At 67.2% G+C, this 25465-nt stretch carries 25 protein-coding genes; 14 read left to right on the top strand and 11 right to left on the bottom strand.

All coding sequences use genetic code 11. From position 1 onward, the window contains the following. The first annotated feature begins 9 nt into the window (after positions 1–9). Entirely contained in the window at positions 10–768 is a 759-nt protein-coding gene (locus tag PSR88_RS04230; RefSeq protein WP_009473507.1) for a polyprenol monophosphomannose synthase, read from the top strand. Here the strand turns inward: PSR88_RS04230 and PSR88_RS04225 are convergent. Continuing rightward, entirely contained in the window at positions 728–1141 is a 414-nt protein-coding gene (locus PSR88_RS04225) for a TIGR03618 family F420-dependent PPOX class oxidoreductase (RefSeq protein WP_009473506.1), read from the bottom strand. The genes PSR88_RS04230 and PSR88_RS04225 overlap by 41 nt on opposite strands. A gap of 30 nt (positions 1142–1171) precedes the next feature. Here PSR88_RS04225 and PSR88_RS04220 point away from each other — a divergent pair, with 30 nt between their 5' ends. Genes PSR88_RS04220 through PSR88_RS04205 form a run of 4 tightly spaced genes read left to right on the top strand, consistent with a single transcriptional unit; the run spans position 1172 to position 4672 of the window. Next, positions 1172–1948, top strand: coding sequence for an SDR family NAD(P)-dependent oxidoreductase (locus PSR88_RS04220; protein WP_016880746.1), 777 nt, complete (start codon positions 1172–1174; stop codon positions 1946–1948). Further along, on the top strand, positions 1945–3180 hold the full coding sequence (locus tag PSR88_RS04215; protein WP_016880745.1) for a bifunctional cobalt-precorrin-7 (C(5))-methyltransferase/cobalt-precorrin-6B (C(15))-methyltransferase: 1236 nt from the start codon (positions 1945–1947) through the stop codon (positions 3178–3180). Before PSR88_RS04220 ends, PSR88_RS04215 begins: the two co-directional genes overlap by 4 nt. Next, positions 3177–3926: a precorrin-4 C(11)-methyltransferase gene (gene cobM, locus PSR88_RS04210; protein ID WP_009473503.1), complete on the top strand. Its 750-nt coding sequence runs from the start codon at positions 3177–3179 to the stop codon at positions 3924–3926. Before PSR88_RS04215 ends, cobM begins: the two co-directional genes overlap by 4 nt. A 2-nt stretch (positions 3927–3928) precedes the next feature. Beyond that, positions 3929–4672: a cobalt-precorrin-6A reductase gene (locus PSR88_RS04205; protein WP_011594065.1), complete on the top strand. Its 744-nt coding sequence runs from the start codon at positions 3929–3931 to the stop codon at positions 4670–4672. A gap of 21 nt (positions 4673–4693) precedes the next feature. On the opposite strand, the gene PSR88_RS04200 is transcribed toward PSR88_RS04205, so the two are convergent. The 9 genes from PSR88_RS04200 to PSR88_RS04160 all read right to left on the bottom strand — a co-directional run bounded on the left by PSR88_RS04200 (position 4694) and on the right by PSR88_RS04160 (position 14956). Beyond that, a complete protein-coding gene (locus PSR88_RS04200; RefSeq protein ID WP_016880744.1) occupies positions 4694–5131 on the bottom strand; it encodes a cupin domain-containing protein in 438 nt (145 codons plus the stop codon). A 229-nt stretch (positions 5132–5360) separates the two neighbouring features. Then, the gene (locus tag PSR88_RS04195; protein ID WP_016880743.1) at positions 5361–7103 is read right to left on the bottom strand and encodes a flavin-containing monooxygenase; all 1743 of its coding nucleotides are present in this window, start codon (positions 7101–7103) and stop codon (positions 5361–5363) included. Positions 7104–7133: 30 nt separating this feature from the next. Next, positions 7134–8195, bottom strand: a complete 1062-nt coding sequence (locus PSR88_RS04190) for an SDR family oxidoreductase (protein WP_011594062.1) — start codon at positions 8193–8195, stop codon at positions 7134–7136. Beyond that, positions 8192–9694: an NAD-dependent succinate-semialdehyde dehydrogenase gene (locus tag PSR88_RS04185; RefSeq protein ID WP_016880742.1), complete on the bottom strand. Its 1503-nt coding sequence runs from the start codon at positions 9692–9694 to the stop codon at positions 8192–8194. The genes PSR88_RS04190 and PSR88_RS04185 overlap by 4 nt, the downstream gene beginning before the upstream one ends. A gap of 19 nt (positions 9695–9713) precedes the next feature. Next, positions 9714–10733: an ABC transporter permease subunit gene (locus tag PSR88_RS04180; RefSeq protein ID WP_011594060.1), complete on the bottom strand. Its 1020-nt coding sequence runs from the start codon at positions 10731–10733 to the stop codon at positions 9714–9716. After that, the gene (locus PSR88_RS04175) at positions 10730–12265 is read right to left on the bottom strand and encodes a sugar ABC transporter ATP-binding protein (RefSeq protein ID WP_011594059.1); all 1536 of its coding nucleotides are present in this window, start codon (positions 12263–12265) and stop codon (positions 10730–10732) included. Before PSR88_RS04175 ends, PSR88_RS04180 begins: the two co-directional genes overlap by 4 nt. Positions 12266–12268: 3 nt before the next feature. Then, positions 12269–13237, bottom strand: a complete 969-nt coding sequence (locus PSR88_RS04170) for a substrate-binding domain-containing protein (protein ID WP_011594058.1) — start codon at positions 13235–13237, stop codon at positions 12269–12271. A gap of 31 nt (positions 13238–13268) precedes the next feature. Further along, the gene (locus PSR88_RS04165) at positions 13269–14111 is read right to left on the bottom strand and encodes an SDR family NAD(P)-dependent oxidoreductase (RefSeq protein WP_237723872.1); all 843 of its coding nucleotides are present in this window, start codon (positions 14109–14111) and stop codon (positions 13269–13271) included. Positions 14112–14185: 74 nt separating this feature from the next. Then, positions 14186–14956, bottom strand: a complete 771-nt coding sequence (locus tag PSR88_RS04160; RefSeq protein ID WP_016880740.1) for an IclR family transcriptional regulator — start codon at positions 14954–14956, stop codon at positions 14186–14188. A gap of 112 nt (positions 14957–15068) precedes the next feature. On the opposite strand from PSR88_RS04160, the gene PSR88_RS04155 reads away from it, so the two are divergent. From PSR88_RS04155 to PSR88_RS04130, 6 genes are all read left to right on the top strand, one after another. Then, the gene (locus PSR88_RS04155; protein WP_011594056.1) at positions 15069–15932 is read left to right on the top strand and encodes a transketolase; all 864 of its coding nucleotides are present in this window, start codon (positions 15069–15071) and stop codon (positions 15930–15932) included. Beyond that, on the top strand, positions 15929–16918 hold the full coding sequence (locus PSR88_RS04150) for a transketolase family protein (protein ID WP_016880739.1): 990 nt from the start codon (positions 15929–15931) through the stop codon (positions 16916–16918). Before PSR88_RS04155 ends, PSR88_RS04150 begins: the two co-directional genes overlap by 4 nt. 227 nt (positions 16919–17145) lie before the next feature. Beyond that, entirely contained in the window at positions 17146–17886 is a 741-nt protein-coding gene (locus PSR88_RS04145) for a biotin/lipoate A/B protein ligase family protein (RefSeq protein ID WP_016880738.1), read from the top strand. 228 nt (positions 17887–18114) lie between these two features. After that, positions 18115–19104: an NAD(P)H-dependent flavin oxidoreductase gene (locus tag PSR88_RS04140; RefSeq protein WP_011594053.1), complete on the top strand. Its 990-nt coding sequence runs from the start codon at positions 18115–18117 to the stop codon at positions 19102–19104. Positions 19105–19162: 58 nt separating this feature from the next. Next, positions 19163–20539 (top strand): MFS transporter, encoded by a 1377-nt coding sequence (locus PSR88_RS04135; RefSeq protein ID WP_016880737.1) that lies wholly within the window; start codon positions 19163–19165, stop codon positions 20537–20539. Beyond that, positions 20536–21225 (top strand): pyridoxamine 5'-phosphate oxidase family protein, encoded by a 690-nt coding sequence (locus PSR88_RS04130; protein WP_029538131.1) that lies wholly within the window; start codon positions 20536–20538, stop codon positions 21223–21225. The genes PSR88_RS04135 and PSR88_RS04130 overlap by 4 nt, the downstream gene beginning before the upstream one ends. Here the strand turns inward: PSR88_RS04130 and PSR88_RS04125 are convergent. Next, positions 21213–22082: a LysR family transcriptional regulator gene (locus PSR88_RS04125; protein WP_029538128.1), complete on the bottom strand. Its 870-nt coding sequence runs from the start codon at positions 22080–22082 to the stop codon at positions 21213–21215. The two genes, PSR88_RS04130 and PSR88_RS04125, sit on opposite strands and share 13 nt — an antisense overlap. Before the next feature lie 105 nt (positions 22083–22187). Between PSR88_RS04125 and PSR88_RS04120 the strand changes: the two genes are divergently transcribed. The 3 genes from PSR88_RS04120 to PSR88_RS04110 are packed head-to-tail and all read left to right on the top strand — an operon-like array spanning position 22188 to position 25357. Continuing rightward, on the top strand, positions 22188–23216 hold the full coding sequence (locus PSR88_RS04120) for an NAD(P)H-dependent flavin oxidoreductase (protein ID WP_029538125.1): 1029 nt from the start codon (positions 22188–22190) through the stop codon (positions 23214–23216). A 5-nt stretch (positions 23217–23221) separates the two neighbouring features. Beyond that, positions 23222–24121: a LysR substrate-binding domain-containing protein gene (locus tag PSR88_RS04115; protein WP_009473451.1), complete on the top strand. Its 900-nt coding sequence runs from the start codon at positions 23222–23224 to the stop codon at positions 24119–24121. A 45-nt stretch (positions 24122–24166) separates the two neighbouring features. Continuing rightward, positions 24167–25357, top strand: a complete 1191-nt coding sequence (locus tag PSR88_RS04110; protein WP_016880733.1) for a YbfB/YjiJ family MFS transporter — start codon at positions 24167–24169, stop codon at positions 25355–25357. Positions 25358–25465 lie beyond the last annotated feature (108 nt).

Below are 25465 nucleotides of genomic sequence, written 5' to 3'. Positions count from 1 at the left end.
GAAGGTGTCATGGAAAGCGTCGCCCCGAAGGTAACCGTCGTCGTACCGACCTACAACGAACGCGACAACCTGCCCAAGATCGTCGAGCTTCTCGCGGCGTCGGAAATTCCGAACCTGCATGTGCTGGTCGTCGACGACAACTCGCCGGACGGCACCGGTGCGGTCGCCGACACGCTCGCGCAGAGCGGTCCGATCCCGGTCGGGGTCCTGCACCGGACCGTGAAGGACGGCCTCGGACGGGCCTATGTCGCGGGGATGACCCGGGCACTGGACGAGGGCGCGGACATCGTGATCCAGATGGACGCCGACCTGTCGCACCCCACCGAGGCCATTCCGCGGATGGTGGAGACGCTGGCGACGACGGACGCCGCCGTCGTGCTCGGCTCCCGCTACGTGGCGGGCGGCGCGGTCGCCAGTGACTGGCCCTGGCATCGCAAGGCGCTGTCGGCGTGGGCGAATTTCTACGTCAACGCGATCCTGCGGCTGCGCGTCAAGGACGCCACCGCCGGGTTCAAGGCGTGGCACGCGGACACCCTGCGGGCCATCGACGTCGAGGGTGTGCAGAGCAACGGGTACGCGTTCCAGGTGGAGATGAACTACCGCACGGTGCAGCGCGGCATGACCATCGCCGAGGTCCCGATCCGGTTCGAGGAGCGCACCGACGGCGTGTCCAAGATGAGCCTCGCCGTGCAGATCGAGTCCGCGCTGGTCCCGTGGAAGCTGCGGTTCAGTGGTGACGCAGCGCAGCCGAGCCGAGTACGCGGCTGACGGCGATCTCCACGACCACCCGGGTCGGGTTCACCCGGGGCTGGCGGTACCTGGCGGCGTAGCGGGCGACGGCGTCGGCGACGGACTCGGGGTCGGTCAGGACCCGGGCCGGGCCCTCGAGGGTCATCCAGCGCGGTCCGTCCACCTGGCTCACCGCGCCGTATCCTCCGCGTTCGGCGTTGAGGGCCTTCTGCGAGGAGCCGTTGGTGATGACCCGCGCCAGTCCGTGCTCCTGATCCCAGGTGAAGCCGACGGCGACGACGTGCGGGGTGCCGTTCTTGCGGAGCGTGGTGAGCGTCCCGAGGTGGTATTCGCCGAGGAATGCGAGCGCCGCGTCGGTCAGGCGGATCGGGGTGGAGGGGGTGCGGTCCATGCCCCGACGGTAATCCAGGACACTGGACGGGTGAGCCTGGGATCGAAGAAGAACAGCGGCAAGCCCGGCGACGACGGGGTGGTACTTCTCCTCGGTGGTCGCAGCGAGATCGGCCTCGAGATCGCCTCCCGGCTCGCGCCCGGCCGCACGATCGTCCTCGCGGCCCGCCGCAGCACCGAACTCGCCGCCGAACGGCAGGCGCTCCTGAACGCGGGCGCGTCCGTGGTCGACTGCGTGGAATTCGATGCCGACGACGTGGACAGCCACGAGAAGCTGCTGCGGTCCGTGGTGGACGCGCACGGCCCGCTGTCGGTGGCGGTGCTGGCGTTCGGCATTCTCGGCGATCAGGCGCGCGCCGAGCGGGACGCACGGCACGCCGTCGCCGTGGTCCACACCGACTACGTCGCGCAGGTCGCTGTGCTCACGCATCTCGCCACCCTGCTCCGGGAACAGCGGTCGGGGCGGATCGTGGTGTTCTCGTCCGTCGCGGGTGTGCGCGTGCGCCGCGCCAACTACGTGTACGGGTCGGCGAAAGCGGGCCTGGACGGATTCGCCTCGGGTCTCGGTGACGCCCTCCACGGCAGCGGTGTCTCCCTCCTGCTCGTCCGGTCCGGTTTCGTGATCGGCCGGATGACCGAGGGGATGTCGCCGGCGCCGATGTCGAGCACACCGGCGCAGGTCGCGGACGCGGTCGTGCGCGGGCTGCACCGCGGTGCGAGCCGGGTGTGGGTGCCGGGACGGTTGCGCCCGGTGTTCTTCGTCATGAGGTTGCTGCCGCAGGCGATCTGGCGCCGGATGCCGCGATGACCGACCCGATCGTCGTCGTCGGGATCGGGGCCGACGGGTGGGACGGTCTGTCGCCGTCCGCGCGACGCGCGGTCGAGCACGCCGACGTGGTGATGGGCTCGGGGCGTCAGCTCGGCCTGCTCCCGGAGTCGCCGGCACTGCGAGTGGCCTGGCCGTCGCCGCTCGTTCCCGCGCTGCCGGGCCTGTTCGAACAACACCACGACCGGCGGGTGTGCGTCCTGGCCAGCGGAGACCCGATGTTCCACGGCATCGGCGTCACCCTCGTCGACCTGCTCGGCGCGGATCGGGTGCGGGTGATCTCGCACCCGTCCTCGGCCACCCTGGCGTGCGCCCGGCTGGGCTGGGCGGCGCACGAGACGCCCGTGGTCAGTCTGGTGAACCGGCACGTGGACTTGCTCCTGCCTGCACTCGGCGATCACACGCGACTGCTCGTGCTGAGCCGCGACGAACACACCCCCGCCGCCGTGGCCGAACTCCTGACGGAACACGGGTTCGGGCCGTCGCGGCTCAGTGTGCTCGGCGAACTGGGCGGGCCCGACGAGTCGAGGCTCGACGGAACGGCGTCGGCATGGTCGCACGAACCGGGGGCCCGGCTGAACGTGATCGCGATCGACTGCCGGGCCGACTCCGGCACCCTCCGGTTGACCCGGATGCCCGGACTGCCCGACATCGCGTTCACGGGCGACGGGCAGATGACCAAACACGAGATCCGTGCCCTGACGCTGTGCGCCCTCGCCCCGGCGGCGGGGGAGTTGCTGTGGGACGTGGGAGGCGGGTCCGGCACGGTCGCGATCGAATGGATGCGTACCCACCCCCTCTGTCGGGCCGTGACTTTCGAGCGCAGCGCGGCACGCGTCGACCAGATCGAGTCGAACGCGGCCGCGCTCGGGGTGCCGTCCCTCGCCGTGTTCGGCGACGCGCCCGCAGCGTTCGAGGACGTACCACCCGAACTGTCCACACCGGACGCGATCTTCGTCGGCGGTGGCGTCACGCAGGACGGCCTGCTCGACGAGTGCTGGTCGCGGCTCCGGGTCGGCGGCCGGATGGTGGTCAACGCGGTGACGGCGGAATCGGAAGCGCTTCTGCTGCAGTGGTTCTCGAATTGCGGCGGGCAGCTCCGCAAGTTCCAGGTGTATCGCGGTGAGCCACTCGGCGGGTTCACCGCGTGGCGGCCGCAACTGCCGGTGGCGCAGTGGTCGGTGACGAAGCAGTCGAAAGGTGATGCGGCATGACGGTGTACTTCATCGGGGCAGGTCCCGGCGCGGCCGACCTGGTCACGGTCCGCGCGCAGCGGATCATCGCGGCGAGCCCCGTCTGCCTGTATGCGGGCAGTCTCGTCCCGCAGGAACTCCTGGCGGAATGCCCCGAGGGTGCGCGGGTGATCGACACGGCGCGGCTGAGCCTCGACGAGATCGTCGCCCTGCTGATCGAGGCGGACGCGGCCGGTCAGGACGTCGCGCGCCTGCATTCGGGTGACCCGTCGATCTTCAGTGCGGTCGCCGAGCAGGTGCGCCGGCTCGAAGCCGCCGGCATCGCGTACACCGTGGTGCCCGGGGTGCCCGCGTTCACCGCCGCGGCGGCGTCGCTGGGGCGGGAGCTGACCGTTCCCGGTGTCTCGCAGTCGATCGTGCTGACCCGGGTGTCCACGCTGTCCACCGCGATGCCGGAGGGCGAGGACCTGCGTTCCCTCGGCCGCAGTGGTGCCACGATGGTGGTGCACCTGGGTGCGCACCGGATCGATCAGATCGTCGAAGAGCTCACCGAGAACTACGGCCGCGACTGTCCCGCCGCCGTTGTCGCGTTCGCCTCGCGTCCCGACGAGATCGTGCTCCGCGGCACCCTGGCGACGATCGCCGATCAGGTGAAGGCGGCGGGCGTCACGAAGACCGCCGTGGTGATCGTCGGGAAAGTGCTTGCTGCCGAGGGATTTCCGGACAGTTACCTGTATTCCGCCACCCGCGAGCGCACCACCCACTGAGCGTGGCACGGATCCTGATCCTCGGCGGCACCGGGGAGGCCCGAGCGCTCGCCGCCGCACTCGCGGACGTTCCGGGTGTCGACACCGTGTCCTCCCTCGCCGGCCGGGTCCGCGATCCGCGCCTGCCCGTCGGTGACGTGCGGATCGGCGGATTCGGTGGAGCGGACGGGCTCGACGAGTGGCTGCGCGCGCATCCCGTCGACGCGATCGTGGACGCCACGCACCCGTTCGCGGCGCAGATCACGAGCAACGCCGCCGACGCCGCGCACCGTCGCGGGATACCGCACGTCGTCCTGAGGCGCCCCGAATGGTCGCCGCGTCCCGGCGAACGCTGGCACCGCGCCGCCGACCTCGCCGACGCGGCTGCACTGCTGCCCGACCTGGGAACGAGAGTCTTCCTCACCATCGGCAGGCAGGGTGTCGACGCGTTCGCCGGCCTGCACGCACTGTGGTTTCTCATCCGCGCGATCGATCCGCCCGACGTGGCGACGCCGCCGCGGTCGACGCTGCTCCTCGCCCGTGGGCCGTTCGCGGTGACCGACGAGATCGCGCTGATGCGGGAGCACCGCATCGCCGTCCTGGTCACCAAGAACAGCGGCGGCGGTCAGACCGACGCGAAACTCGACGCCGCCCGTGCGCTGGGCGTTCCGGTACTGATGATCAGCCGCCCACCGTCGCCGTCGGAGACGGTAACAGTGGACGACGTTGCGGGAGCAGTCGAGTGGATCGACTCGGTCACCCGATGAGGAGGCGGGCGCGGTGACCCGTCAGCAGGCCGGCGCCGGCGCGTCCTCGGACAGGGGCTTGCCCTCCGGTTCCGTGTAGAACGCGAGCAACACCAGCGGTTCGGTTCCCAGATTCGAGCCCTCGTGGACGTGATCGCTGCCGTGGTCCTCGGTGATCGCCTGACCGGCTGTCGTCACCGCTTTCGTGCAGTCCTGCAGAGTGCGGGACAGCACACCGGATTCGACGAACGCATACACCGGACCGTCGTGGTAGTGCCATCCCGTCGTTCCGCCGGGGGCGATCTCGATGCGCCGCAGCGTGAGATCGGTGCCCGCCGAGCTTCCGGCGACCGCCGGAACCGTCGTCTCGAACAAAACCTGCGCGGTCACCCCCGAGGACGGCGTGGCCTGGGCGGGGGAAGCGGACAGCACCGCGGCTACGGCACAGGACAAGACGACCACACTCGATTTGAGGAGCATCGTGACGACCTCTCGGCGCGCTGGTCCTGCACACTGCGCGCAGGCATCCAGGGGAGTGCATTTCGGCGTGTCCAGGGTAGGGGTCCGGAGGGAGCGGCCGCGGGGATATCCGCGAACCCGACGCTTCGGGGGCGTCGGCGCGGACGGGGAGGGTCCGCTGAGCCCGAGCGAGCGCATCGGTCCCTCCCCGTCATCCGGCGCACCGGTGTTACACCCGGGCCGGTCGGATTCAGCCGTTGTCGAGTTCGGTGCGGATCTGCATGGCCAGGACCTTGGAGTAGATCCGGCAGAGCTGGAAGTTGCCGGAGGAGAACCACAGTCCGGGTTGTGCGGTCCGCCGCCACGTGTTGCGGACCTCGCCCTCGTCGTCGTATCCCCAGATGGGGCCGACCGCGTCGGCGATCTCGTCGCCGAGCAGGGCGCGTACACCCTCTTGCTGGGTCTGGTATCCGGTCGCCAGGATGACGGCGTCGGCCTCGACGACGTCACCGTTGGTCAAACTCAAACCCTCGGCGACGAACCCGGCCGTGTCGGCGTACTGGACCAGCCCGACCTGCCCGGAAATCAGCAGATCCGAACAGCCGACGTTGAGGTAGTAACCCCCGCCCCGGCGCATGAACTTCATCTGCTGGCCGGTGTCCTCTTCGCCGTAGTCGGTTCGGAAGCCGATGCGATTGAGGGCGGCGACGAGGTCCTTGTCGAGTTCCTTCATCGTCGCGGTGATCATCTGGCTGCCGGTGTAGAGGTCGGGATAGACCGTCGCCATCGAGAGGAGGTCGCAGTCCTCGAGCGTCGGTGCGGTGAGGTACGACGCATCCGCCGCCGCGGCCGAGGGATCGACGCTCACGATGGTGGTCGAACTGCGCTGCACCATCGTCACGTCGATACCGTGAGCATGCAGGTCCTGGGCGACATCGTGGGCGCTGTTCCCGGTTCCGATGATGACGACACGCTGACCCGCGAAGTCGTTCGCGTCGTCGTATTCGCTCGAGTGCAGTGTGCGACCGGCGAACTGCGAAAGTCCGGGGAGCTCCGGGACGTACGGGATGCCGCTGACGCCCGTCGCGATCACGACGTGCTTGGGGCGCAGGGTCCGAACGGTTCCGTCGCCGCGGCGAACCCGCGCGACCCAGGACTGCGACTGTTCGTCGTAGTCTCCGCCGATGAAGGCGGTGGTACCCCAGAAGTTGATTTCCATGGCCTCGACGTACGCCTCGAACCATCCGGCGAGCTTGTCCTTGGGAACGAACTGCGGCCAGGTTGCGGGGAACGGCATGTACGGAAGGTCGTTGAGCCACACCGCGTTGTGCAGAGTCAGGGCGTGGTATCGGGTGCGCCAGTTGTCGCCGGGACGCGCATGTGTGTCCACGACGAGGGCGTCGACGTCAAGCTGCCCGAGCCGGGCCGCGAGGGTCAGTCCCGACTGGCCACCGCCGACGATCAGCACGTCCGGGTCACGGTTCTCGTAGGCTTGCGCGGCGACACGGCGGTCCAGCCAGTTGGGGCCACCGAACTTGGACGAGTCCGCCTGCCCGACGGGCCGGTGCTCGCCGGTGCGTTCGGGGTGGTCGGCGAGCTGGTCGAGGGTTGTGAACAGGGAGCGCACGAGCAGGCCGCGTTCCGGCACGTCGACCAGCCGCGCGACCCCGACGGCGGACCCGGCGAGGGTGTCGAACTCGAAGATGACCTCCAGGCAGGGGATACCCGCCCGCTCCACGAGACGGGGAGGTGTCCGGTCTTCGGCGATCCGGATGTTCGTCGCCTTCGTGAGCTCCTGGCGGCGGAGCAACTCCGCAGGAATCTCGTCGCTGAACGTGCGCAGATCCCCGGTGAACGCGAGCACGTCGCGCCAGTAGGCCTGCGGGGCGAACACAGCGGTGGGTGCAAGTTCGGCGGCGAGAAACCGGGAGAATCCGTCGAGCCACGCCTGGGCGTCGGTTCGAAGATCGGTGTCACTGAAAGTGGTGGTCATGATGTAGTCCTGTCGAAAAGTGTAAAGGGATTACGGAATCAGGCGAAGCGCCCGGAGCTGCTCGAGGTTGGCGACGAAGCTCTCGTGGGTGTCGATGCACGCGGTGAAGCCGGCCCGGCGGATCTTGATCGTGCTCTGCACCATGTCGGACTCCATGGCGAACCATCCGTCGACGAACGGCCAGGCTGCCACCGCGGACAGCGGTAGCGGACGTAACTGGTGCCGGGCGACGACGTCGTCCCAGAGTGCGGATTTGTCCGCCATCTGCTCGCCGAGCGTCATCGGCTGCATCGGTGCGACGTCCATGCCGAAGAAGCCTGCGATGTCCGACCACAGATGCTGCCAGCGGAAGTTGTCACCGTTGGTGACGTTGAACGTCTCGCCGCGTGCCGTTTCGGCGTCGAGCGCCCAGTGCACCGCGGCGCCCACGACGGCACTGTCCGTCGCCTGGTGCAGCGCCGTCCAGGCCTTCGGGGTTCCGGGGAAGCGCAGCGGCAGATCTTGATGCCGGCACAGGGTTGCGTAGACGCCGACACCGGTCAGCATGTTCATCGGTGATCCGATGCTCACACCCAGCACTGCATCCGGTCGTAGGACGGTCCAGGTGTACCCGTGCTGCTGGGCGTCGGCGAAGAGCAGGTCCTCCTGGTCGTTGTAGAAGATGGGACCGAGGTGGCGGGGGTCGGTCTCCTTGGCGGGTGTCTTGTAGAAGCCGTGGTGTTCGCCGTAGGACTTTCCACCGCCGATCAGAACGACATGCCGAAGGGTGGAGGATGACCCTCCGACCGCCTCGAGCACGTGCCGCAGCATTGCGACGTTCGGTGCGACGGTGGCCGCCATCGACTCACGTTCGGCGTACGCGGCGTAGACGATCGTGTCGATGTCGGAACGGCCGGCGAACGCAGCCGAGGTGGCCGCGCCGTCGAGGAGATCGACCTGGATGTGGTCGGCGACCGTCGTCCCGCCCGGCAGCTGGACCGGGCCGCGGCGTGCCACCGTGACGACGTCCCTGCCCTCGTCGGTCAGCGTGCGTACCACTGCGCTGCCGATCACTCCGTGGGCGCCGACGACCAGAGTCTTCCCGTCGCTCATGCCATGCCTCCGGTACTCGTGGGTGCGGTGCCCGCGCCCAGCGCGACGTACTTCGTCTCGAGGTATTCGGCGAGGCCTTCCGGGCCGCCTTCCCGCCCGTAGCCGGAATGTTTGACACCGCCGAACGGTGCTGCCGGGTTCGACACCGTTCCCTGGTTGATCGCGACCATTCCGCTGTCGAGTTGTTCGGCGACGCGGATCGCGCGGTCCAGGTCGCGGGTGAACACGTAGGCAGCGAGCCCGTACCGACTCGAGTTCGCGGATTCGAGGACCGCGGGTTCGTCGTCGAAGGAGATGATCGGCGCGACGGGGCCGAAGATCTCTTCCTGCATCAGGAGCGCGTCACCGGGAACTTCGGTGAGGACGGTGGGCGCGAAGAAACAGCCCGGACGGTCGAGGGGGTTCCCACCCGTCACGACGCGTGCGCCCTTGGCGACGGCGTCGTCGACCAGCCTCTGCACCTGGCGTCGTTGCTTGTCGTCGATGAGTGGGCCGATGTCGGTGCCGGGGTCCATGCCCGGGCCGATGGTCAGCGCGGAGAAGCGCTCGGCTAGTTCGGCAGCAAAGTCGCCGGCGATCGAGGAATGGACGTACAGGCGGTTGGCGCTGGTGCAGGCTTCCCCGTTGTTGCGCAGTTTCGCCTGTACCGCGGCGTCCACTGCCGAGCCGACGTCGGCGTCGTCGAAGACTATGAAGGGGGCGTTGCCGCCGAGTTCGAGCGACACGCGCAGCAACTGGTCGGCCGATTGCCGGACCAGTGACTGTCCTACCTCGGTCGAGCCGGTGAACGAGATCTTCCGCAGCCGTGGATCATTCATGGCCGCGGCCACGACTCGGGTCGAGTCACTGCTGGGCACGATGTTGACCACTCCGGCGGGAACCCCGGCCTCCTCCAGGATCGACGCGGTCGCCAGCATGCTCAGCGGAGTCTGCTTCGCGGGTTTGACGATGCAGGTGCAGCCCGCCGCCAGCGCGGGGCCGATCTTGCGGGTGCCCATCGCCAGGGGAAAGTTCCACGGGGTGACGAACAGGCACGGGCCGACTGGCTTGGCCATCGTGACGATCCGGCCGACCCCCGATTCGGTGACCGTGTAGCGGCCGCCGATGCGCACGGCTTCCTCGGAGTACCAGCGGAGGTATTCGGCTGCGTACGTCACCTCGGCCTGCGCCTGGGCGTAGGGCTTGCCCATCTCGAGCGTCGTCAGGGTGGCGAGATAGTCGGATCGCTCGAGCATGAGTGTGTAGGCGCGGCGCAGGATGTCCGAGCGCGTCCGGGGAGCGGTGCGCGCCCAGTCTCGTTGGGCGGCCGCGGCGGCATCGAGAGCGGCGGCCATGTCGGCGAGCCCGCCGTCGGCGATCTCGGCGATCACATCGCCGGTGGCGGGGTTCTCCACCGCGAGGGTCTGCCCCGTTCCGGGTGATACCCACCTGCCTCCGATGAACAGGTCGGTGGGCACCTTCGCCAGTGCGGCATCGGGTTTCATGGTTTCGTACGTCATGGTTTCCTTTGATCGTGTGTCACGCATGCTGCGTCCCCGAGGACTTGATGCGCAGCCGGTCCAGCGCCACCGCGAGCACGATGACCGCGCCCTGGATGATCTGCTGGTAGAACGTCGAGACGTCGAGCAGCGTCATACCGTTGACGAGAACCCCGATGATCGCCGCACCCACCAGGGTGCCGATCAACGAGCCTCGCCCGCCCATCAGTGACGTCCCGCCGAGGACCACGGCAGCGATCGCGGACAATTCGTATCCGGCACCGAGGTCCGGCACCGCGCTCTGCAGACGGGCCGACGCGATGATTCCGCCCACGGCGGCGCAGATGCCGGAGATCACGTACACGGTGGTGAGCACTCGCCGGACAGGGATGCCGGCCAGTCGGGCGGCTTCGGCGTTGCCGCCGACTGCGCGAACCCAGCGCCCGAAGACGGTGCGATTGAGCAGATACCATCCGCCCGCGAAGACCGCGGCCATCACGAGCACCGGAATCGGTACACCGAGTAGGGAGCCGTGGCCGAGGACGGCGTAGCCGAGGTCCGTCGAGAACAGCGTCTTGCCGTCGGTACCGACGTAGGTGACCCCACGCAGGTATGTCAACGCGGCGAGGGTGACGATGAACGACGCCAACCCGAGCCCGGCCACCAGCGCACCGTTGATCAATCCGATGATCAGGCCGGCGGCCAGCGCACCGAGCAGGGCGACCGGGGCGGGAGCGCCGTTGATGGAGAGGGCGACGGCGACGAACGCGGTCACGCCCACCGCCGAACCGACGGACAGGTCGATGCCTCCGGTCATGATGACGAAGGTCAGTCCCGCACCGAGTATCGCGGTCACGGAGATCTGCCGGGCGACGTCGAAGAGGTTGTCGACCGACAGGAAATACGGTGCGACTGTGGAGAACACGGCGATCAGCACGATGAGTGCGAGCGCCACACCGAGCCGGTCGGCGAGTGCGGCGACGTGGTGGCGGATACCGTTCGAACGCGGGGGCCGGTGCGGCGCCGCAGGCAGGGCGGGGGAGGGAAGTCGGGTGGTCATGAGATTACCTCGGTGAGCGATGGAGGGGCAGTCGCGCTTCCGGTGGCGTGCCGGATGATGTCTTGCTCGGTCATGGAGTCGCCGGTGACCTCGGCGACGATCTCGCCTTCGCGCATGACGAGGATGCGGTCGGAGAGGCCGATGACCTCCGGAAGCTCGGAGGAGATCAACAATATTGCAACGCCTTTCGAAGCGACCTCGTTGATGAGTGCGTAGATGTCGGCCTTGGCTCCGATGTCGACGCCGCGCGTGGGTTCGTCGAGGATGAGTACCGACGGTTGCTTGGCGAGACAGCGCGCGAGGAGGACCTTCTGCTGATTGCCGCCGGAGAGATCCCCGACGCGCTGGTCGACGCCGGTGGTTTTGACGCGCATCTGCTCGGTGTATCGAGTGGCCGCGCGTGTCAATGCTGCCGGCGAGGTCCGGCCGAAGCGGTGGCGGCCGAACCCAGTACCGAGGCAGACGTTGTCGGCGATCGACATGTCGAGGAACAGGCCTTGTTCCTTGCGGCTCTCCGGGAGCATCACGATACCGGCTGCCGCGGTCGAGCGGGGGGTGCCGAGGTCGACGTGTCGTTCGTCGACCACGACCCGCCCGGCCGCGGCTTTGTCGAAGCCGGCCACCAGACGGCACAGTTCGCTTCGGCCGGCGCCGACGATGCCCGCCAACCCGACGACCTCACCTGCGCGGACCTCCAGGGAGCAGGGTTGCACTCTGTCGGAGGAGAGGTCGCTGACCTGGAGTCGGACGTCGGTGCGTGCCGTGGCTCTCCGGTGCTGGTACATCATCTCGACAGGTCTGCCCACCATCGATGTCACGATCCGGTCCGTGGTCATGTCCGCTCGGGCCATCGAGTCGGCGACGACGCCGTCGCGGAGGACGGTGACGTGATCGGCAATGCGGTCGATCTCCGCCATCCGGTGACTGATGTACAGCATGGCCAGGCCGTGCGCCTTGAGTTCGGCGACCAGGCGGAGCAGGTTGTCGGCCTCGTCCTGCGACAGTGCGGCAGTCGGCTCGTCCAGAACGAGGATCCGGGGCTCCTCGGACAGGGCGCGGGCGATTTCGACCAACTGTTGCTGACCCGTACTGAGTTCGGACACAGAGGTTTCGGGTCGGATAGTCGACCCCACCCGTGCCAGGGCCGCGACGGCGAGTCGGCGGGCGGCACCGCGGTCCAGTCGGCCCAGACGTCGCCGTGGCTCCCGGCCGAGCACCATGTTCTCCGCGACGGTGAGTTCGGGAACAAGGCTGAGCTCTTGATGGATGACCGTGAGTCCGTGTGCGCGTGCGTCGCCCGGGCCGGTGAAGTGCGCCGGCGAGCCGGCGACGTGGATCGTTCCCGAGTCCGGTTGGTAGATGCCGGTCAGCACCTTGATCAGGGTCGATTTGCCCGCACCGTTCTCACCGGCGAGGACGGAGACCGCTCCGGGATGCAAGGACAATGACACCCCGCGCAGCACCGAGTTGCCGTTGAAGGACTTCGTGATGCCTTCGAGACGCGCGGCGGGGGCCTTCGTGAGCGTACCCATGGTTCATCCCCAGGTCTTGTAGGCAGTGATGGTGTCCGCGGTGACGAGGACGGTAGGAATCAATGTCGGTGCGCTGTCGACCTTTTCGCCGCCGGCGAGACGAACGGCGATGTCGAGGCCCGAGCGGCCGAGCTGGGCAGGGTCCTGCCCCGACGTGGCGATGATGGAACTCTTGCCGAGGAGGTCGGTCAGTTGTTTCGCGCCGTCCACTCCGACGACCTTCACGTCGACGCCCTTTTGCTGTGCAGCGAGGGAGATTCCGATCGCGGTGGGATCATTGACGCCGAAGAAGCCGTCCACGTCGGGGTTCGCGGTGAGGATGGTGCTCGCGACGTTCATGGCCTTGTCCCGGGTGAGATCTGCGCGCTGAGTGGCCACGACCTCGATACCCGGGTGTGCGTCCAACGCTTCCCGGCAACCCTGCATGCGGTCCGAGATCGCGGATACGGCGGCCCCGTCGACGATGGCTACCTTGCCGGATCCGCCGAGTTGTTCGACGAGATATGTGCACGCTTCGCGGCCTGCCTGGACGTTGTCGCTGGTCACGGTCGCGTCGGCACCGATCGCGGTGACATCGACGGCGACGACGGGGATGTTCGCCTGTGTCGCCCGGAGCAAGGCGGGACCGATGCCGTCGGAATCGACGGCATCGACGATGATCGAGTCCACCTTCTGCCGGATGAACGTATCGATCTGGTCGCTTTGCACGGCGACGTCGGCATTGGCGTACTGGACGGACACTTCCACGCGCTTCTCGGCGGCGGCGGTTTCGATCGCCTGGCCTTCCGCGAGGAAGAAGGGGTTCGACGCTGCGTTGAGGGTGACGCCGATCGTGGTGGTGCCGTCGTCTCCGGCGCCCGTGCCGGACGTGCACGCTGTCATGGTGCCGGCCGCTATCAGCGCGGTACCCAGTGCAGCGGCGATCTTCGACGGCGTTTTCGCACCTGGACAGGTTCTATCGAGAACTGACATCTGGCTGTTCCTTCTTGCTGGTCTGGATCGGTCAGACGACGGGCGTGACGCCGCCGTCGATGCAGAAATTCGCCCCCGACACGAAACTTGCGCGGGTGGACGCGAGATAGACGACGATTCCCGCCACCTCGTCCACGGTTCCCAGCCGGCCAACCGGGATCTTGTTCAGTTCAACGTATTTGGCGAGCGCAGTCTCGTTGTCGACGCCGAATTCAGCCGCCAGTGAATCGGCGATACCGCCGGGCCGGTCGTAGATCGGAGATCGGATGAACGCCGGCGACACGACGTTCGATCGGATGCCGTCGGAGGTGAACTCCGCGGCGAGGACTTTCGAGAGCATCAGAATTGCAGCTTTGGAGACGCTGTAGTCGGGCAGTCGGGGATTGGGCATCCGGGCCGCTTCCGATGCGATGTGGACGAGGGCGCCGTCGCCGTCGCCGTGCCTGCGCATCGCTGTGATCGCCGCACGGGACGCCCGGACGTAGCCCATCAGATTGAGGTCCAGCGTGAGTGCCCAGTCGTCGTCGGACGTCGTCAGGAAGCTGTCGCGTACCGGCGCTACGCCGGCGTTGTTGACCAGGACGTCGACGCGACCGAACTGGTCGAGTGCGAAGTCGATCATCGTCTGGGCGCCGGACGGATCGAGGAGGTCGACCTTCGTCAGGCGTAGGTGCTCGGAATCGTGGGGCAGGTCCGAGGTGGTGACGTCGAGATCGGCGCCGACCACCTTGGCCCCCGCTGCGAGCATGTGTCGAACACAGGCCCCGCCGATGCCGCCCCCTGCACCGGTGATCACGACCACGCGGTCGTGAAGCTCGCCGCTCATGTCCTTGCCTTCCTGCTGGTGAGTCGCACCACTGACTGTGGTGCTCACCACTGTCTCACTTCACGGACGATGTGTCTAGTAGGCGAGACAAACTAAGCGAGAAGGACGCGCGAGAGGAGGTGCTATCCGAAGTTCGCGACCTTCTGGCCGGCGAGATCGACGCCGAGGGCACGAGAAATCTCCTGTCCGCCGCTGATCACCTCCGCCTTCCATCGGTCGCTGTCGGCCCCGAGGATGGATTCGCGGACGCCGCTGATCGACAGCGCAGCCCGGACGCGGCCCTGGTAGTCGATGATCGGGACGCCGATCGCGGCCACGCCGACCGTCACGTCCTGGTCGCTGATCGCGATCCCCTCGTCGCGGGTGCGCCGCAGAAGTGCCCGCAGTTCGGACGGCTCGGCGGGGGTGGAGGGCGTCAGTCGTGTCAACGGGGTGTTTCGGGCGATGTAGGCCTCCCACTCGCTTTCGTCCCGGAAGGCCAGGATGGCGCGAGAGGCGGCACCGGTATGCATCGGCAGTGACCCGCCCAGCCGCAGGGCCAGCGACTGCACTCGTTTGCCGTCGAGGCGTTCGATGCACACCGCCTGGTCACCGCGGGGGACGCAGAGGAACACGGTCTCGCCGGTGAGGGCGTGCAGTCGTTCCATGACCGGCTGTGCGAACCGGCGCTCGTCGAACCGTTCGACCACCGCCGAACCGAGTGACACCAGCTTGAACCCGAGGCGGAACTTGCCGCGCCGCGATCCCGCCTCCACGAGGTCCTCCTCTTGCAGGCTCGCCAGGAGGCGATACATCGAGCTGCGCGGCTCATTTATCGCTTCCGCGATCTCGGTGGCAGTTGCCTCCCCCTTGGCCAGGAAGTCGAGCAACTCCGCGACCTTGCGTACCAACATCAAACTTCCGTCATTTGCCATACGTCCAGATTATCGCTCAGCGGACAATCAGTCCATCAAATAGTTTTACTGCTCTATGGACAAGGCGTCCGGCAGTTGATACTTTTTGTCCATGCTGACACCAACTCCACCGGTCACCGACCACGACGACGAACTCGTCGACCTGATCTCCGAACGCGCGCTGTTCGCCCGCCTCGAAACCGTCCGCCTCATCTCCATCGCCAAGACCGGTCACTACGCCTCCGGCTTCTCGTGCGCCGAGATCCTCGCGACCTTGTACTACGGCGTCATGCGGCTTCGGAAAGGCGAGCCCGATTGGCCCGACCGAGACCGTTTCCTGTTCGGCAAGGGCCACGCCGCGGCCACGCTCTATCCGCTCCTGGCGGATTGGGGATTCTTCGACCCCGCCGAACTCGACGAGTACACCCGCCTCGGCAACGCGTTCGGCGACCACCCCGACATGACCCGCATCCCCGGCATCGATTTCAGCAGCGGATCGCTCGGGCATGCCCTGTCGACCGGCACCGGTATCGCTCTCGGCACCCGCCTGCAGGGCCGCCCCTCCAACGTCTTCGTCCTTCTAGGAGACGGCGAACTGCACGAAGGACAAATCTGGGAAGCCGCGCTCGGTGCGGCCCACCACGACGTTGCGAACCTGATCGCGATCGTCGACCGCAACGACCACTCTCTCGACGGCCGCATCGACACCGTGACCAACATCGAGCCGCTCGGCGACAAATGGCGCGCCTTCGGATGGGACGCGTACGAGGTCGACGGACACGACGTCCGCGCACTGCTCGCGACCTTCCGCGCGATCGTCGAAGACCCCGAACGAACACGTCCGGCGGTGATCATCGCGAACACCGTCAAGGGCAAGGGCATCTCCTACATGGAGTCCGAATTCGGCTGGCATCTCGGCTGGCTGGCAGAACAAGACGAAATCAACGCGATCGAAGAACTGAGGAACAACCGATGAGCGTCGCACCCGGCCTGCAGGCCGAGTCCTGGCACCTGCTTACCCTGATCGAGCGGGCGCCCGGCTTCCACATACTCGCCGACACCTTGGCCGATCTGGTGGACGAGGGCCATCCCATCGTCGCCGGTACCGCCGATCTCAAGTATTCGAACGGACTGGTCGCGTTCCAGGAGCGGCACCCCGACCGATACGTCCAGTTCGGCATCTCCGAACAGCACATGGTCTCCACCGCAGCAGGACTCGCCACTACGGGGCTCCAGCCGTACGTTGCGACCTTCGCGTCGTTCATGGCCTACCTGGCCTGCGAGCAGATCCGCACCGACATCGCCTACACCAAGCAGCCCGTCCGGCTCATCGGCCATCACGCCGGCATCACGCTCGGGTTCTACGGCACCTCGCACCACGCCACCGAGGACCTCGCCATCACCCGCAGCATCCCTGGGCTCACGGTCATCGCACCCGCCGACACCGCTCAGCTCGGAGCCGCGCTCCGCGCCGCCGTCGACCATCCCGCACCGATCTACTTCCGTATCGGCCGTGGTCAGGACCCGGACGTATACGCCGACGGCGCTCACCCCTTCACCATCGGCACCGCCATCGAACACGGTGCCGGCACCGACCTGACGATCATCGCCACGGGATCGATGGTGCATCCCGCGCTCGAGGCGGCGCAGGCTCTGAACGCAGGCGGGATCTCCACGGGAGTCGTCGACATGCACACCGTCAAGCCCCTCGACGCCGACGCCGTCGCCCGCGCCGCACAGCGGTCCCGCATCGTTCTGACCGTGGAGGAACACAATGTCATCGGCGGTCTCGGGGGAGCGGTCGCGGAGGTCGTCGCCGAGCACGGGTACGGCACTCGTGTCATCCGACACGGTGTGAAGGACGAATACGCGCTGATCGGACCGCCGACCCACCTGTATCGGCACTACAAGCTCGACGCCGCCGGTATCGAGGAGGTTGCGCGAGCCGCTGTCGGGTCGTAAGCCCGCGCACGGCAGTAACATTCCCGCGATCCGATATACGGGCGGGCGGGCGGGTGGGTCGTCACGACAACACGACCCCCGCCCTGCCCGGCCATTCCACCGCGGGCCTCGCGTGGCCTCGCGGCGATGAGGGTGCTCTGGTCGCCCTCGGCGACACTGTAGGGGCGTGCCGGTTGCGGCGATAATGTCGTGACTGTGGTGTTGCGGAGTGGACCGACGGGACGAGCATGACGATCGAGCAGTTGCTGACCACGCACTTTCCGGACGATCCCGTGTTGGACGCGGCGCTCGCCACGGCACTTCTGCGTCGCACCGCGCGAGAGCCGAATGCCCCTGCGCTGATCCGCATCTACAGTCCTGCGCCGACTCTGTCGTTCGGGCGGCTGGACGCTGTTCGACCGCAGTTTCCGGCCGCCGCCGCGGAGGCGCGGCGACACGGATTCACCCCCGTCGTCCGAGGGGCAGGCGGTCGGGCGGCGGCCTACCACGAGCAAACCCTCGTCGTGGAGATGTTCTCGAGCGACACGGAGGGCATGGTCGGGGCTCGACCCCGCTTCCAGCGCATCACCCCGAGACTCGTGGAGGTGCTGAGGAAGCTCGGGGTCGACGCGCGCATCGGACCGGTGCCCGGTGAGTATTGCCCCGGTGATTGGACGGTGAACGGCGCGGGCCGCGTCAAGCTCGCAGGAACCGCGCAGCGAATAGTCGCCGGGGCGTGGCTCTTCGGCTTCGAACTGGTGGTGTCCGATTCCGACCCGGTGCGGGCGGTGCTCACCGATGTCAACGCCGCGCTCGAGCTGGAGTTCGACCCGGGCACGGCGGCGTCCCTGACCGACCTGAACCCGAACGTCACCCTCGAACAGGTCCGGGCTGCGGTCCTCGCCGAGGGCGGTGTGGTCCGCGAACTGACCGCAGACCCCGACGTACTCGACGAGGCCGCGACCCTGCGCGACGCACATGTGGCGTGAGGGTCACCGCGCCAGGCGTTGACCCATTGTCCTAGTACGTTGCCGGACAGTGAATGTCAACGTCCGGCGGGGCGCGCGCGAGCGTTCTGTTCTGGAGAACGCAGGCATCGGTACAAACTGTTGGACCGCCGTTCTGCCGGGTTCTAGCGTTGTCGCAAAGCCGTCCGGTGTGACGTGCAGCACGTGCACACCACTGCGACACGTCGGAAACTTGTGGAGGAGCCCAGCATGCGCTTACAGAACCGTCTGACCGAGAAGTTCGGAATCGAGCACCCCATCGTCCTTGCACCGATGGATTACGTCTCCGATTGGCGATTGGCCTCTGCCGTGGCGGAGGCGGGTGGGCTGGGGTTGATCGGCGGCGGATACGGCGACGAGTCCTGGCTCCGCGATCAGTTCGACCGCGTGACGACCGACGCGGTCGGCTGTGGCTTCATCACCTGGTCCATGGCGCAGCAACCGCAACTCCTCGAGAAGACGATCGGCTACCGGCCGGCGGCCATATTCCTCTCCTTCAGCGACCCGGCACCGCATGCGCCTGCGATTCGTGCCGCGGGAATCCCGCTGATCTGCCAGGTGCACGATCTCGAACAAGCGCGCCGCGCGGTGGCGGTAGGTGCGAGCGTCATCGCTGCTCAAGGAGGGGAGGCGGGTGGCCATGGAACAGGAACCCGATCGACGTTCACTCTGGTGCCGGAGATCGCCGACTTTCTCCGGCGGGAGGCCCCGGATGTGATGCTGCTGGCGGCCGGTGGAATCGGCGACGGCCGAGGCCTGGCGGCCGCGCTCGCGCTCGGAGCGGACGGTGCCCTCGTCGGGACCAGGTTCTGGGCGGCGGAGGAGGCGGCGATTCCCCGTGCGGCCCAGCACCGTGCCCTGCGGGCGAGTGGGGACGACACGATCAGGCAGAGCGCCTTCGACATCGTGCGTGAGAAGCCCTGGCCGACTCGATACACGGGCCGAGTCCTGCACAACGACTTCATCCGCCGTTGGCACGGCGACGAGTCCGGTCTCCGGGGCGAGCTTCCTGAGAAGCAGGAGCAGTTCCGGGCAGCAGTGAAGGCCGAGGACTACGACGTCGCGAATCTGATCGTCGGTGAGGTCGTCGGACAGATCGATCGTGTCGACACCGCCGCGTCGATCATCGATGACATGGTCGACACCGCCGCCGCCATCCTGGGCCGCACTTCCCACGACCTGGCGGCGATCGGCTCCTAGCGCCCATCGGTGCGACCTCGCCAACCCTCACCCCGCGCGTCCCGGAGAAGGATTCCCCATGACCACCAGCCAGTCCGTTTCACCGCCCGCTCTCGCGAGCGGTGTCGCGAAGAGCAGTCTTCGCAAGATCATTACCGCGTCGAGCGTCGGAACGTTGATCGAATGGTACGACTTCTACATCTACGGCAGTCTCGCAGTCGTGTTCTCCGGGATGTTCTTTCCCGAAGGAAACGGAACCGCAGCACTTCTCGTCACGATCGCCGCCTTCGGAACGGGCTTCGTCGTACGCCCCATCGGCGCCATGGTGTTCGGCAGAATGGGGGACCGCGTCGGACGTAAGAAGACGTTCATGACGACGTTGCTCATCATGGGCGGCGCCACCACGATGCTCGGACTGATGCCCACCTATGACCACATCGGGATTCTGGCGCCGATACTGCTGGTGACGTTGCGGCTGCTGCAGGGTCTCGCGATCGGCGGAGAGTACGGGGGTGCAGTCGTCTACATCGCGGAGAATTCACCGGCGAAGAAACGCGGAGCCCTCACCAGTGTTCTCCAGACCACCGCGACCGGTGGCCTCCTCCTCTCGATCGGCGTCATCGTGCTCTGCCGGGTCGGGTTGGGCGAGCAGGCATTCAGTGTGTGGGGCTGGCGGATTCCGTTCTTTTTGTCCGCGGTCCTGGTGCTGTTCTCGCTGAAGATCCGCATGAAGATGCACGAATCGCCGGTGTTCGAGGAGATGCGACGGAGTGGAAACCTCTCCCGTTCACCGATCAAGGACGCGGTGGCGCACAAGCCGGCCTTCGCGTTGCTGCTCGTCGTGCTCTTCGGAGTCACGGCCGGGCTGGGAGTTGCCTGGTACACCAGCCAGTTCTACACGCTGTACTTCCTGCAGACGATCTTGAAGATCGACTTCCTCACCGCGAATGTCTCCGTCGGAATCGCCCTGGTCATCGCGACGCCGTTCTTCGTCCTCTTCGGCAAGATGTCCGACAGATATGGGCGGACTCGAATCATCTTGTGCGGCTTGGTACTTTCGGCAGTCGGCTACCTCCCGCTGTTCCTGTGGATCCGGGACGCCGCGGTCCACGGCCACCACATCCAGATGGTCGTCCCTCTGACGATTCAGGTCATCTTCGTCACCATGGTCTACGGGCCCACCGCGGCATTCCTGTCCGAGCTGTTCCCACCACAGATCCGCTACACCGGACTGTCGCTGGCGTACCACATCGGGACCGGCGTGTTCGGTGGCTTCACCCCTCTGGTCGCGCTCTCGCTCAACTCGGCGACCGGGAACGTCCTCGCCGGGCTGATCTACCCCATCGCGGTAACCACGGTCACAGCGGTGGTGTTCGTGCTGACGTTGCGGCGCGGAGTGGACAGCCCGATAGTCCGGAGGGCGTGGAAGCAGATCGATTCCGAGTGCTCGTCATGAGACACCCGACCCGGTACGGCGCGATCGCGTTCACTGCTCCGGTGGCGGAGCGGCAGAAGGCGACGGGGAGCATCAACTGGTACGGGGGCATGCGGGCGCAGGAGGACGACCCAGGTCTGCCCGACGAACTGGACACCCGCGTCACTGCCCTGATCCGAGCCACCGATTCGTTCTTCATCGCGACCGTGACGCCCTCCGGGTGGCCCTATATCCAACACCGAGGCGGCCCGCCCGGCTTCGTGCACGTGCCGAACCCCACGACGATTGCGCTGGCGGACTACGCGGGTAATCAACAGTTCGTCACGGTCGGCAACCTCGACGAGAACGACCGAGTGGCCCTCTTCTTCATCGACTACCCCACCCGCACCAGAGTCAAAGTCTACGGCCGAGCCGAGGTCGTCGAGCGTGCCGACGATCCGGATCTGATCGCCCGGCTTCTCACCACACCGGACGGAGTCGGTCCGGCAGGATGCGATCGCGCGTTCGCCATCCACGTCGAGGCCCTCGACCGGAACTGCACGAAGAACATCCCGCCGAAGTACGGCGAGGCCCGGATGCAGGAGTCGCTCGCGTTGGCCCGCAAGGGTGTACAAGAAGAGATCGAAGTCCTGCGATCCCGCAATGCCGAACTGGAGCGGGAAGTCGCCCGGCTACGCCTGCACACCGACGACGATCAGTCGTGTTGACCGACGGCGGCACTGCCGGGTGGCGGAGAGTGCCGGATCGCGGCGTCCCGCAGGACCCGCAGCAGCGGTGTCACCCGGTTGCGGCGGTACACGAACCTCACGACCGCGGGCGGCGCACCGACCAGCGGGATGAACTGGACGTTCCGATGGGTTACCCGCCTGCGGGCAACTTCGGGAACCGTGCCGACACCCCGATCGGCGGCGATCAACTCGAGCCAGTCGTCGAAGTTCGAGCACGTCACCACCGGGCCGTCGTGGTTCGGCCACAGGTCTTCGGATGTGGTGCCGCTGAGGGTATTGATGACCAGGGGAAGCGTTCCGAACTCGGCCCAGTCGATCGATTCTCGGGTCGCGAGCGGCGACGCCGTCGAGACCGCCGCGATCCGCTGCTCCTCGAACAGCGGATGCTGCACGAACTCGTCGCCGGGAACATCCCGGCGGACGACGGCAGCGTCCACGGTGGCGTTGTTCAGTGCGGCAACGGGGTCGTCGTAGCGTCGCGGAACGACGGTGGCGCGGGAATTCTTCTCGACGTCGTCGATCACCTGCTGCGCCCACGGATCGGGGAGGAGCCAACTGAAGCCGAGGACGAGGGATCGGTTGGTGTACAGCGCAACCGCGGAATCGAGATCGCCGAGGATGACGCGCACCTTCTCGACGAACCCGGCACCGTCCTCGGTGAGGGCAAGTGCCCGCGAGGTCCGGTCGAACAATCGCACGCCGAGCGAGGTCTCGAGCTGCTGCACCGTTCGGGTGAGCGCCGGCTGGGTGATGTGGAGTGCGTTCGCTGCGGCGGTGAACGAGCCTGCCTCGGCGATCGCGACGGCCGCCCGCAGATGCCGCAGTTCGATGGACATAACTCCCAAGCATAGATCCGGCCGATTAGGCATTTCCGCTCCGCAATGCGGCGGTGCACGATGAGGAACGGAAAGACCACGCACACATCGACCGAAAGGATCCTGGTGTTCGATCTCGAGGACGGCCTCCGAATTCCCATCATCGGGGCGCCCATGGCAGGAGGACCGAGCACACCCGAGCTCGTTGCCGCGGTCTCGTCCGCCGGTGGCCTCGGTTTCCTTGCGGCCGGGTACAAGACCGTCGATGCGGTTCGACGTGAGGTCGATGCGGTCCGCGCGCTGACGAGTGCACCGTTCGGACTCAATATTTTCGTGCCCGGCCACCCCCTGGCCGACCGTGCAGCGGTGGAAGCGTACCGGTCGTTGCTGCAGCCGCTCGCCGAACGCAGGCAGGTGTCGCTGCCGGAGGTCGTCGACTTCGACGACGACGCCTTCGACGCCAAGGTCGACCTCGCGGTCGAGCGGGCCGTTCCCGTGGTGTCGTTCACCTTCGGGCTTCCGCCGCGGGACGTCGTCGATCGGTTACACGACGCCGGCAGCGCCGTGGTGGCCACGGTGTCCGATGTCGACGAGGCGCGCTCGGCCGCTCGGGTGGGCGTCGACGCGATAGGTCTGCAAGGAGTGGACGCGGGCGGGCACCGAGCGACGCTCGACCCCGACGCCGAGCCGGACCCACGTTCGACGAGGGACTTGGTGGAGGCGGCCCGTTCGGCAATCGACCTTCCCCTCATCGCGGCGGGCGGGATAGCGACCGGATCAGACGTCGCGGCGGCACTCGCGGCCGGTGCCACCGCCGTCCAGATCGGCACCGCTCTCCTCGACGCCGACGAGGCAGGGACCAAACCCGCGCACCGCGCCGCGTTGCACGACGCCCGCTTCACCGACACCGTCGTCACCCGCGCGTTCTCCGGTCGTCCCGCGCGTGGCCTGGTCAACGATTTCATCACCGACTTCGATGCTCACGCGGTGGCGGCATATCCACAGGTACACCTGCTGACCAGTGGGCTGCGAGCCGCAGCAGGCGCCGCCGGCGACCCGCACGGACTCGCCCTCTGGGCCGGTGTCGGCTATCGCAGTGCCCGTTCGGCCCCCGCCGGGGAGATCGTTCGGGACCTGTGGAGTGAAGCACGGTAATTCTCATGGACATCGGCGATCTGAACTTCTTCCTGGCCGTGGCCCGCGCCGGCGGAATTTCCCGGGCATCGAAGGAACTTCTGACGGTTCAGTCGAACATCAGCTCGCGGATCCGCGCGCTCGAAGACGAACTCGGAGTGGAACTGTTCCGCCGCCATGCCCGTGGGGTGACCCTGACGAACCCCGGCGAACGTCTGCTGCCCTATGCCGAACAGATCACTCAGCTCGTGCGGGAAGTCACGCAGGTCGTCAGCGACGATCGAGATCCGGGCGGACGACTGGCGATCGGCTCCATGGAGACCACCGCGGGATTGCGGCTTCCCGGGGTGCTGGCAGCGTTCAGCGAGGAGTGCCCCCGAGTCGACTTCACCTTGGCGACCGACACCACGGACGCGCTGACCACCCAGGTGATCGAGCATCGACTCGACGGCGCCTTCGTCTGTGGACCGGTGCGGCACCCGGACCTGGTCTCCGAGCAGGTCTTCATCGAGCAACTCGTGCTGGTGAGCGGCGTTCGCGTGGCCGATCTGGACTCCATCATGGCCGATGGCCGGCGGCACAAGGTTCTCGTCCTCCGGGCCGGCTGCGCCTACCGGGCCCGCCTCGAGCGGCTCTTCGAGCAGCACGGAGTGCCGGGCCCGGACATCCTCGAGTTCGGAACTCTCGAGGGCATCCTCGGGTGCGCGGCTGCGGGGATGGGCGTGACCCTGCTGCCGCTGGGCGTGGTGACCACGTCGCCGCTGACGGCGGCCTTGAAGGTGCACCACCTCGCGCCGGCCGACTCGCGCGCGGAAACCCTGTTCATCCGCCGCGCGGACTCCACCATGACCCCTGCCATGTCGCGTTTCCTTTTCCACACCCACGAGTCCAGCCGCCCGGCCTCCCTGAAATCCGTGGCTCGCTAGAGCCGCCCGCACGCCTGCCGACCGAATATTTCTGAGAGAGAACGCATGAACGCAGTACACGGTGCCGAGGAGCTCGTCGCATTCCGCACGCCGACGTCGCCGTGGGTGACGGTCGGCCAGGTCGGGGCTGCATTGGCGGCCAGCATGGGCATCGGACGGTTCGTCTACACACCTGTTCTCCCTCTGATGGAGGCACAGGCAGGATTGACACTGTCGGCGGGCGCCGCTCTGGCGACGGCGAACTATCTCGGCTACCTCGTCGGGGCGCTGGCCGGAATCGTCCTACCCGCCTTGGTGCGTTCGGCGGCAGTCATGCGTGTCTCGCTGCTGATCCTGACCGCCACGCTGGCGCTCATGCCGGTGACATCGAACGAAACCGCCTGGGCCGTACTGCGTTGTATTGCGGGTGCTACCAGTGCGATGGTCTTCGTCATCGCTGTCAGCGCCATGCATTCCACTCTGAGTGGGCACGCGGCACACCTGTCGGGTTGGGCGTTCGGCGGAATCGGAGCAGGTATTGCCCTCTCCGGGCTCGTGGTCCTCGTCTTGCGGTCGATGAGCACGTGGGGATCCGTGTGGTGGGCGGCCGCACTGCTGACCCTGATCTGCACCCTCGCGGCGTGGACTCTCACACCGGAACGCGCTCCGACGGCGCCGGCGGCCGAGCGCAGACGGTCGCGCACGCAGGGGCACCGCCGGTTCAGTGCGCTCTTCATCAGCTACTCCCTCGAGGGCGTCGGATACATCATTGCCGGCACCTTTCTCGTCGCAGCGATCGACCACACCGCAGGCAGCTTCGCGGGTAGTGGCGCCTGGGTGATCGTCGGGCTGGCGGCGCTACCGTCCGCTCCACTCTGGGCGTTGCTCGGCCGACGGTGGTCTCGTCCGATTCTGCTGGTGATCGCCCTCGTCGTTCAGGCCGCCGGCATCGCGTTGCCCGCGGTGGCAGACGGCATCTGGCCCGCCCTGGTGTCCGCCTTCCTGTTCGGGGGAACATTCCTCGGCATCAGTCAGATGTCGTTGACGATCGGCGCTCACCTCCAGTTCCCACGCGCGGTCGCGATCCTGACAACCGGATACAGCCTCGGTCAGATCGCGGGCCCGCTCATCGTCACGCCACTGCTTTCCGATGGCTACCACCTGGCATTGCTCGTCGCTTCGGGCATTGTTCTGGCGGCAGCACTCGCCGCCGCGCTACTGACCGCCCGGTTTCGTCAGCGAGCGACGGTCGAATGAGGAGTGACGGTCGGAAAGCAGGTATGCGCACGCGTACATCGGCCGATGTGGTCACGACGGGTAGCGGCCATGCTGGCTTTCATGTCGCCGGCGCCGCGGCACAGGCAA

Source organism: Rhodococcus sp. DK176, from assembly GCF_038447315.2.
Taxonomy (GTDB): domain Bacteria; phylum Actinomycetota; class Actinomycetes; order Mycobacteriales; family Mycobacteriaceae; genus Rhodococcus_F; species Rhodococcus_F jostii_A.
This window is presented reverse-complemented; position numbering and strand designations above follow the sequence as displayed.

Coding starts and splice junctions, on each gene's coding strand:
- PSR88_RS04170 (WP_011594058.1), bottom strand. CDS start 13,237: ATGTCAGTTCTCGATAGAACCTGTCCAGGTGCGAAAACGCCGTCGAAG.
- PSR88_RS04200 (WP_016880744.1), bottom strand. CDS start 5,131: ATGCTCCTCAAATCGAGTGTGGTCGTCTTGTCCTGTGCCGTAGCCGCG.
- PSR88_RS04125 (WP_029538128.1), bottom strand. CDS start 22,082: ATGTCCATCGAACTGCGGCATCTGCGGGCGGCCGTCGCGATCGCCGAG.
- PSR88_RS04175 (WP_011594059.1), bottom strand. CDS start 12,265: ATGGGTACGCTCACGAAGGCCCCCGCCGCGCGTCTCGAAGGCATCACG.
- PSR88_RS04230 (WP_009473507.1), top strand. CDS start 10: ATGGAAAGCGTCGCCCCGAAGGTAACCGTCGTCGTACCGACCTACAAC.
- PSR88_RS04185 (WP_016880742.1), bottom strand. CDS start 9,694: ATGACGTACGAAACCATGAAACCCGATGCCGCACTGGCGAAGGTGCCC.
- PSR88_RS04110 (WP_016880733.1), top strand. CDS start 24,167: ATGAACGCAGTACACGGTGCCGAGGAGCTCGTCGCATTCCGCACGCCG.
- PSR88_RS04225 (WP_009473506.1), bottom strand. CDS start 1,141: ATGGACCGCACCCCCTCCACCCCGATCCGCCTGACCGACGCGGCGCTC.
- PSR88_RS04190 (WP_011594062.1), bottom strand. CDS start 8,195: ATGAGCGACGGGAAGACTCTGGTCGTCGGCGCCCACGGAGTGATCGGC.
- cobM (WP_009473503.1), top strand. CDS start 3,177: ATGACGGTGTACTTCATCGGGGCAGGTCCCGGCGCGGCCGACCTGGTC.
- PSR88_RS04155 (WP_011594056.1), top strand. CDS start 15,069: ATGCTGACACCAACTCCACCGGTCACCGACCACGACGACGAACTCGTC.
- PSR88_RS04140 (WP_011594053.1), top strand. CDS start 18,115: ATGCGCTTACAGAACCGTCTGACCGAGAAGTTCGGAATCGAGCACCCC.
- PSR88_RS04180 (WP_011594060.1), bottom strand. CDS start 10,733: ATGACCACCCGACTTCCCTCCCCCGCCCTGCCTGCGGCGCCGCACCGG.
- PSR88_RS04135 (WP_016880737.1), top strand. CDS start 19,163: ATGACCACCAGCCAGTCCGTTTCACCGCCCGCTCTCGCGAGCGGTGTC.
- PSR88_RS04195 (WP_016880743.1), bottom strand. CDS start 7,103: ATGACCACCACTTTCAGTGACACCGATCTTCGAACCGACGCCCAGGCG.
- PSR88_RS04115 (WP_009473451.1), top strand. CDS start 23,222: ATGGACATCGGCGATCTGAACTTCTTCCTGGCCGTGGCCCGCGCCGGC.
- PSR88_RS04150 (WP_016880739.1), top strand. CDS start 15,929: ATGAGCGTCGCACCCGGCCTGCAGGCCGAGTCCTGGCACCTGCTTACC.
- PSR88_RS04215 (WP_016880745.1), top strand. CDS start 1,945: ATGACCGACCCGATCGTCGTCGTCGGGATCGGGGCCGACGGGTGGGAC.
- PSR88_RS04160 (WP_016880740.1), bottom strand. CDS start 14,956: ATGTTGGTACGCAAGGTCGCGGAGTTGCTCGACTTCCTGGCCAAGGGG.
- PSR88_RS04145 (WP_016880738.1), top strand. CDS start 17,146: ATGACGATCGAGCAGTTGCTGACCACGCACTTTCCGGACGATCCCGTG.
- PSR88_RS04130 (WP_029538131.1), top strand. CDS start 20,536: ATGAGACACCCGACCCGGTACGGCGCGATCGCGTTCACTGCTCCGGTG.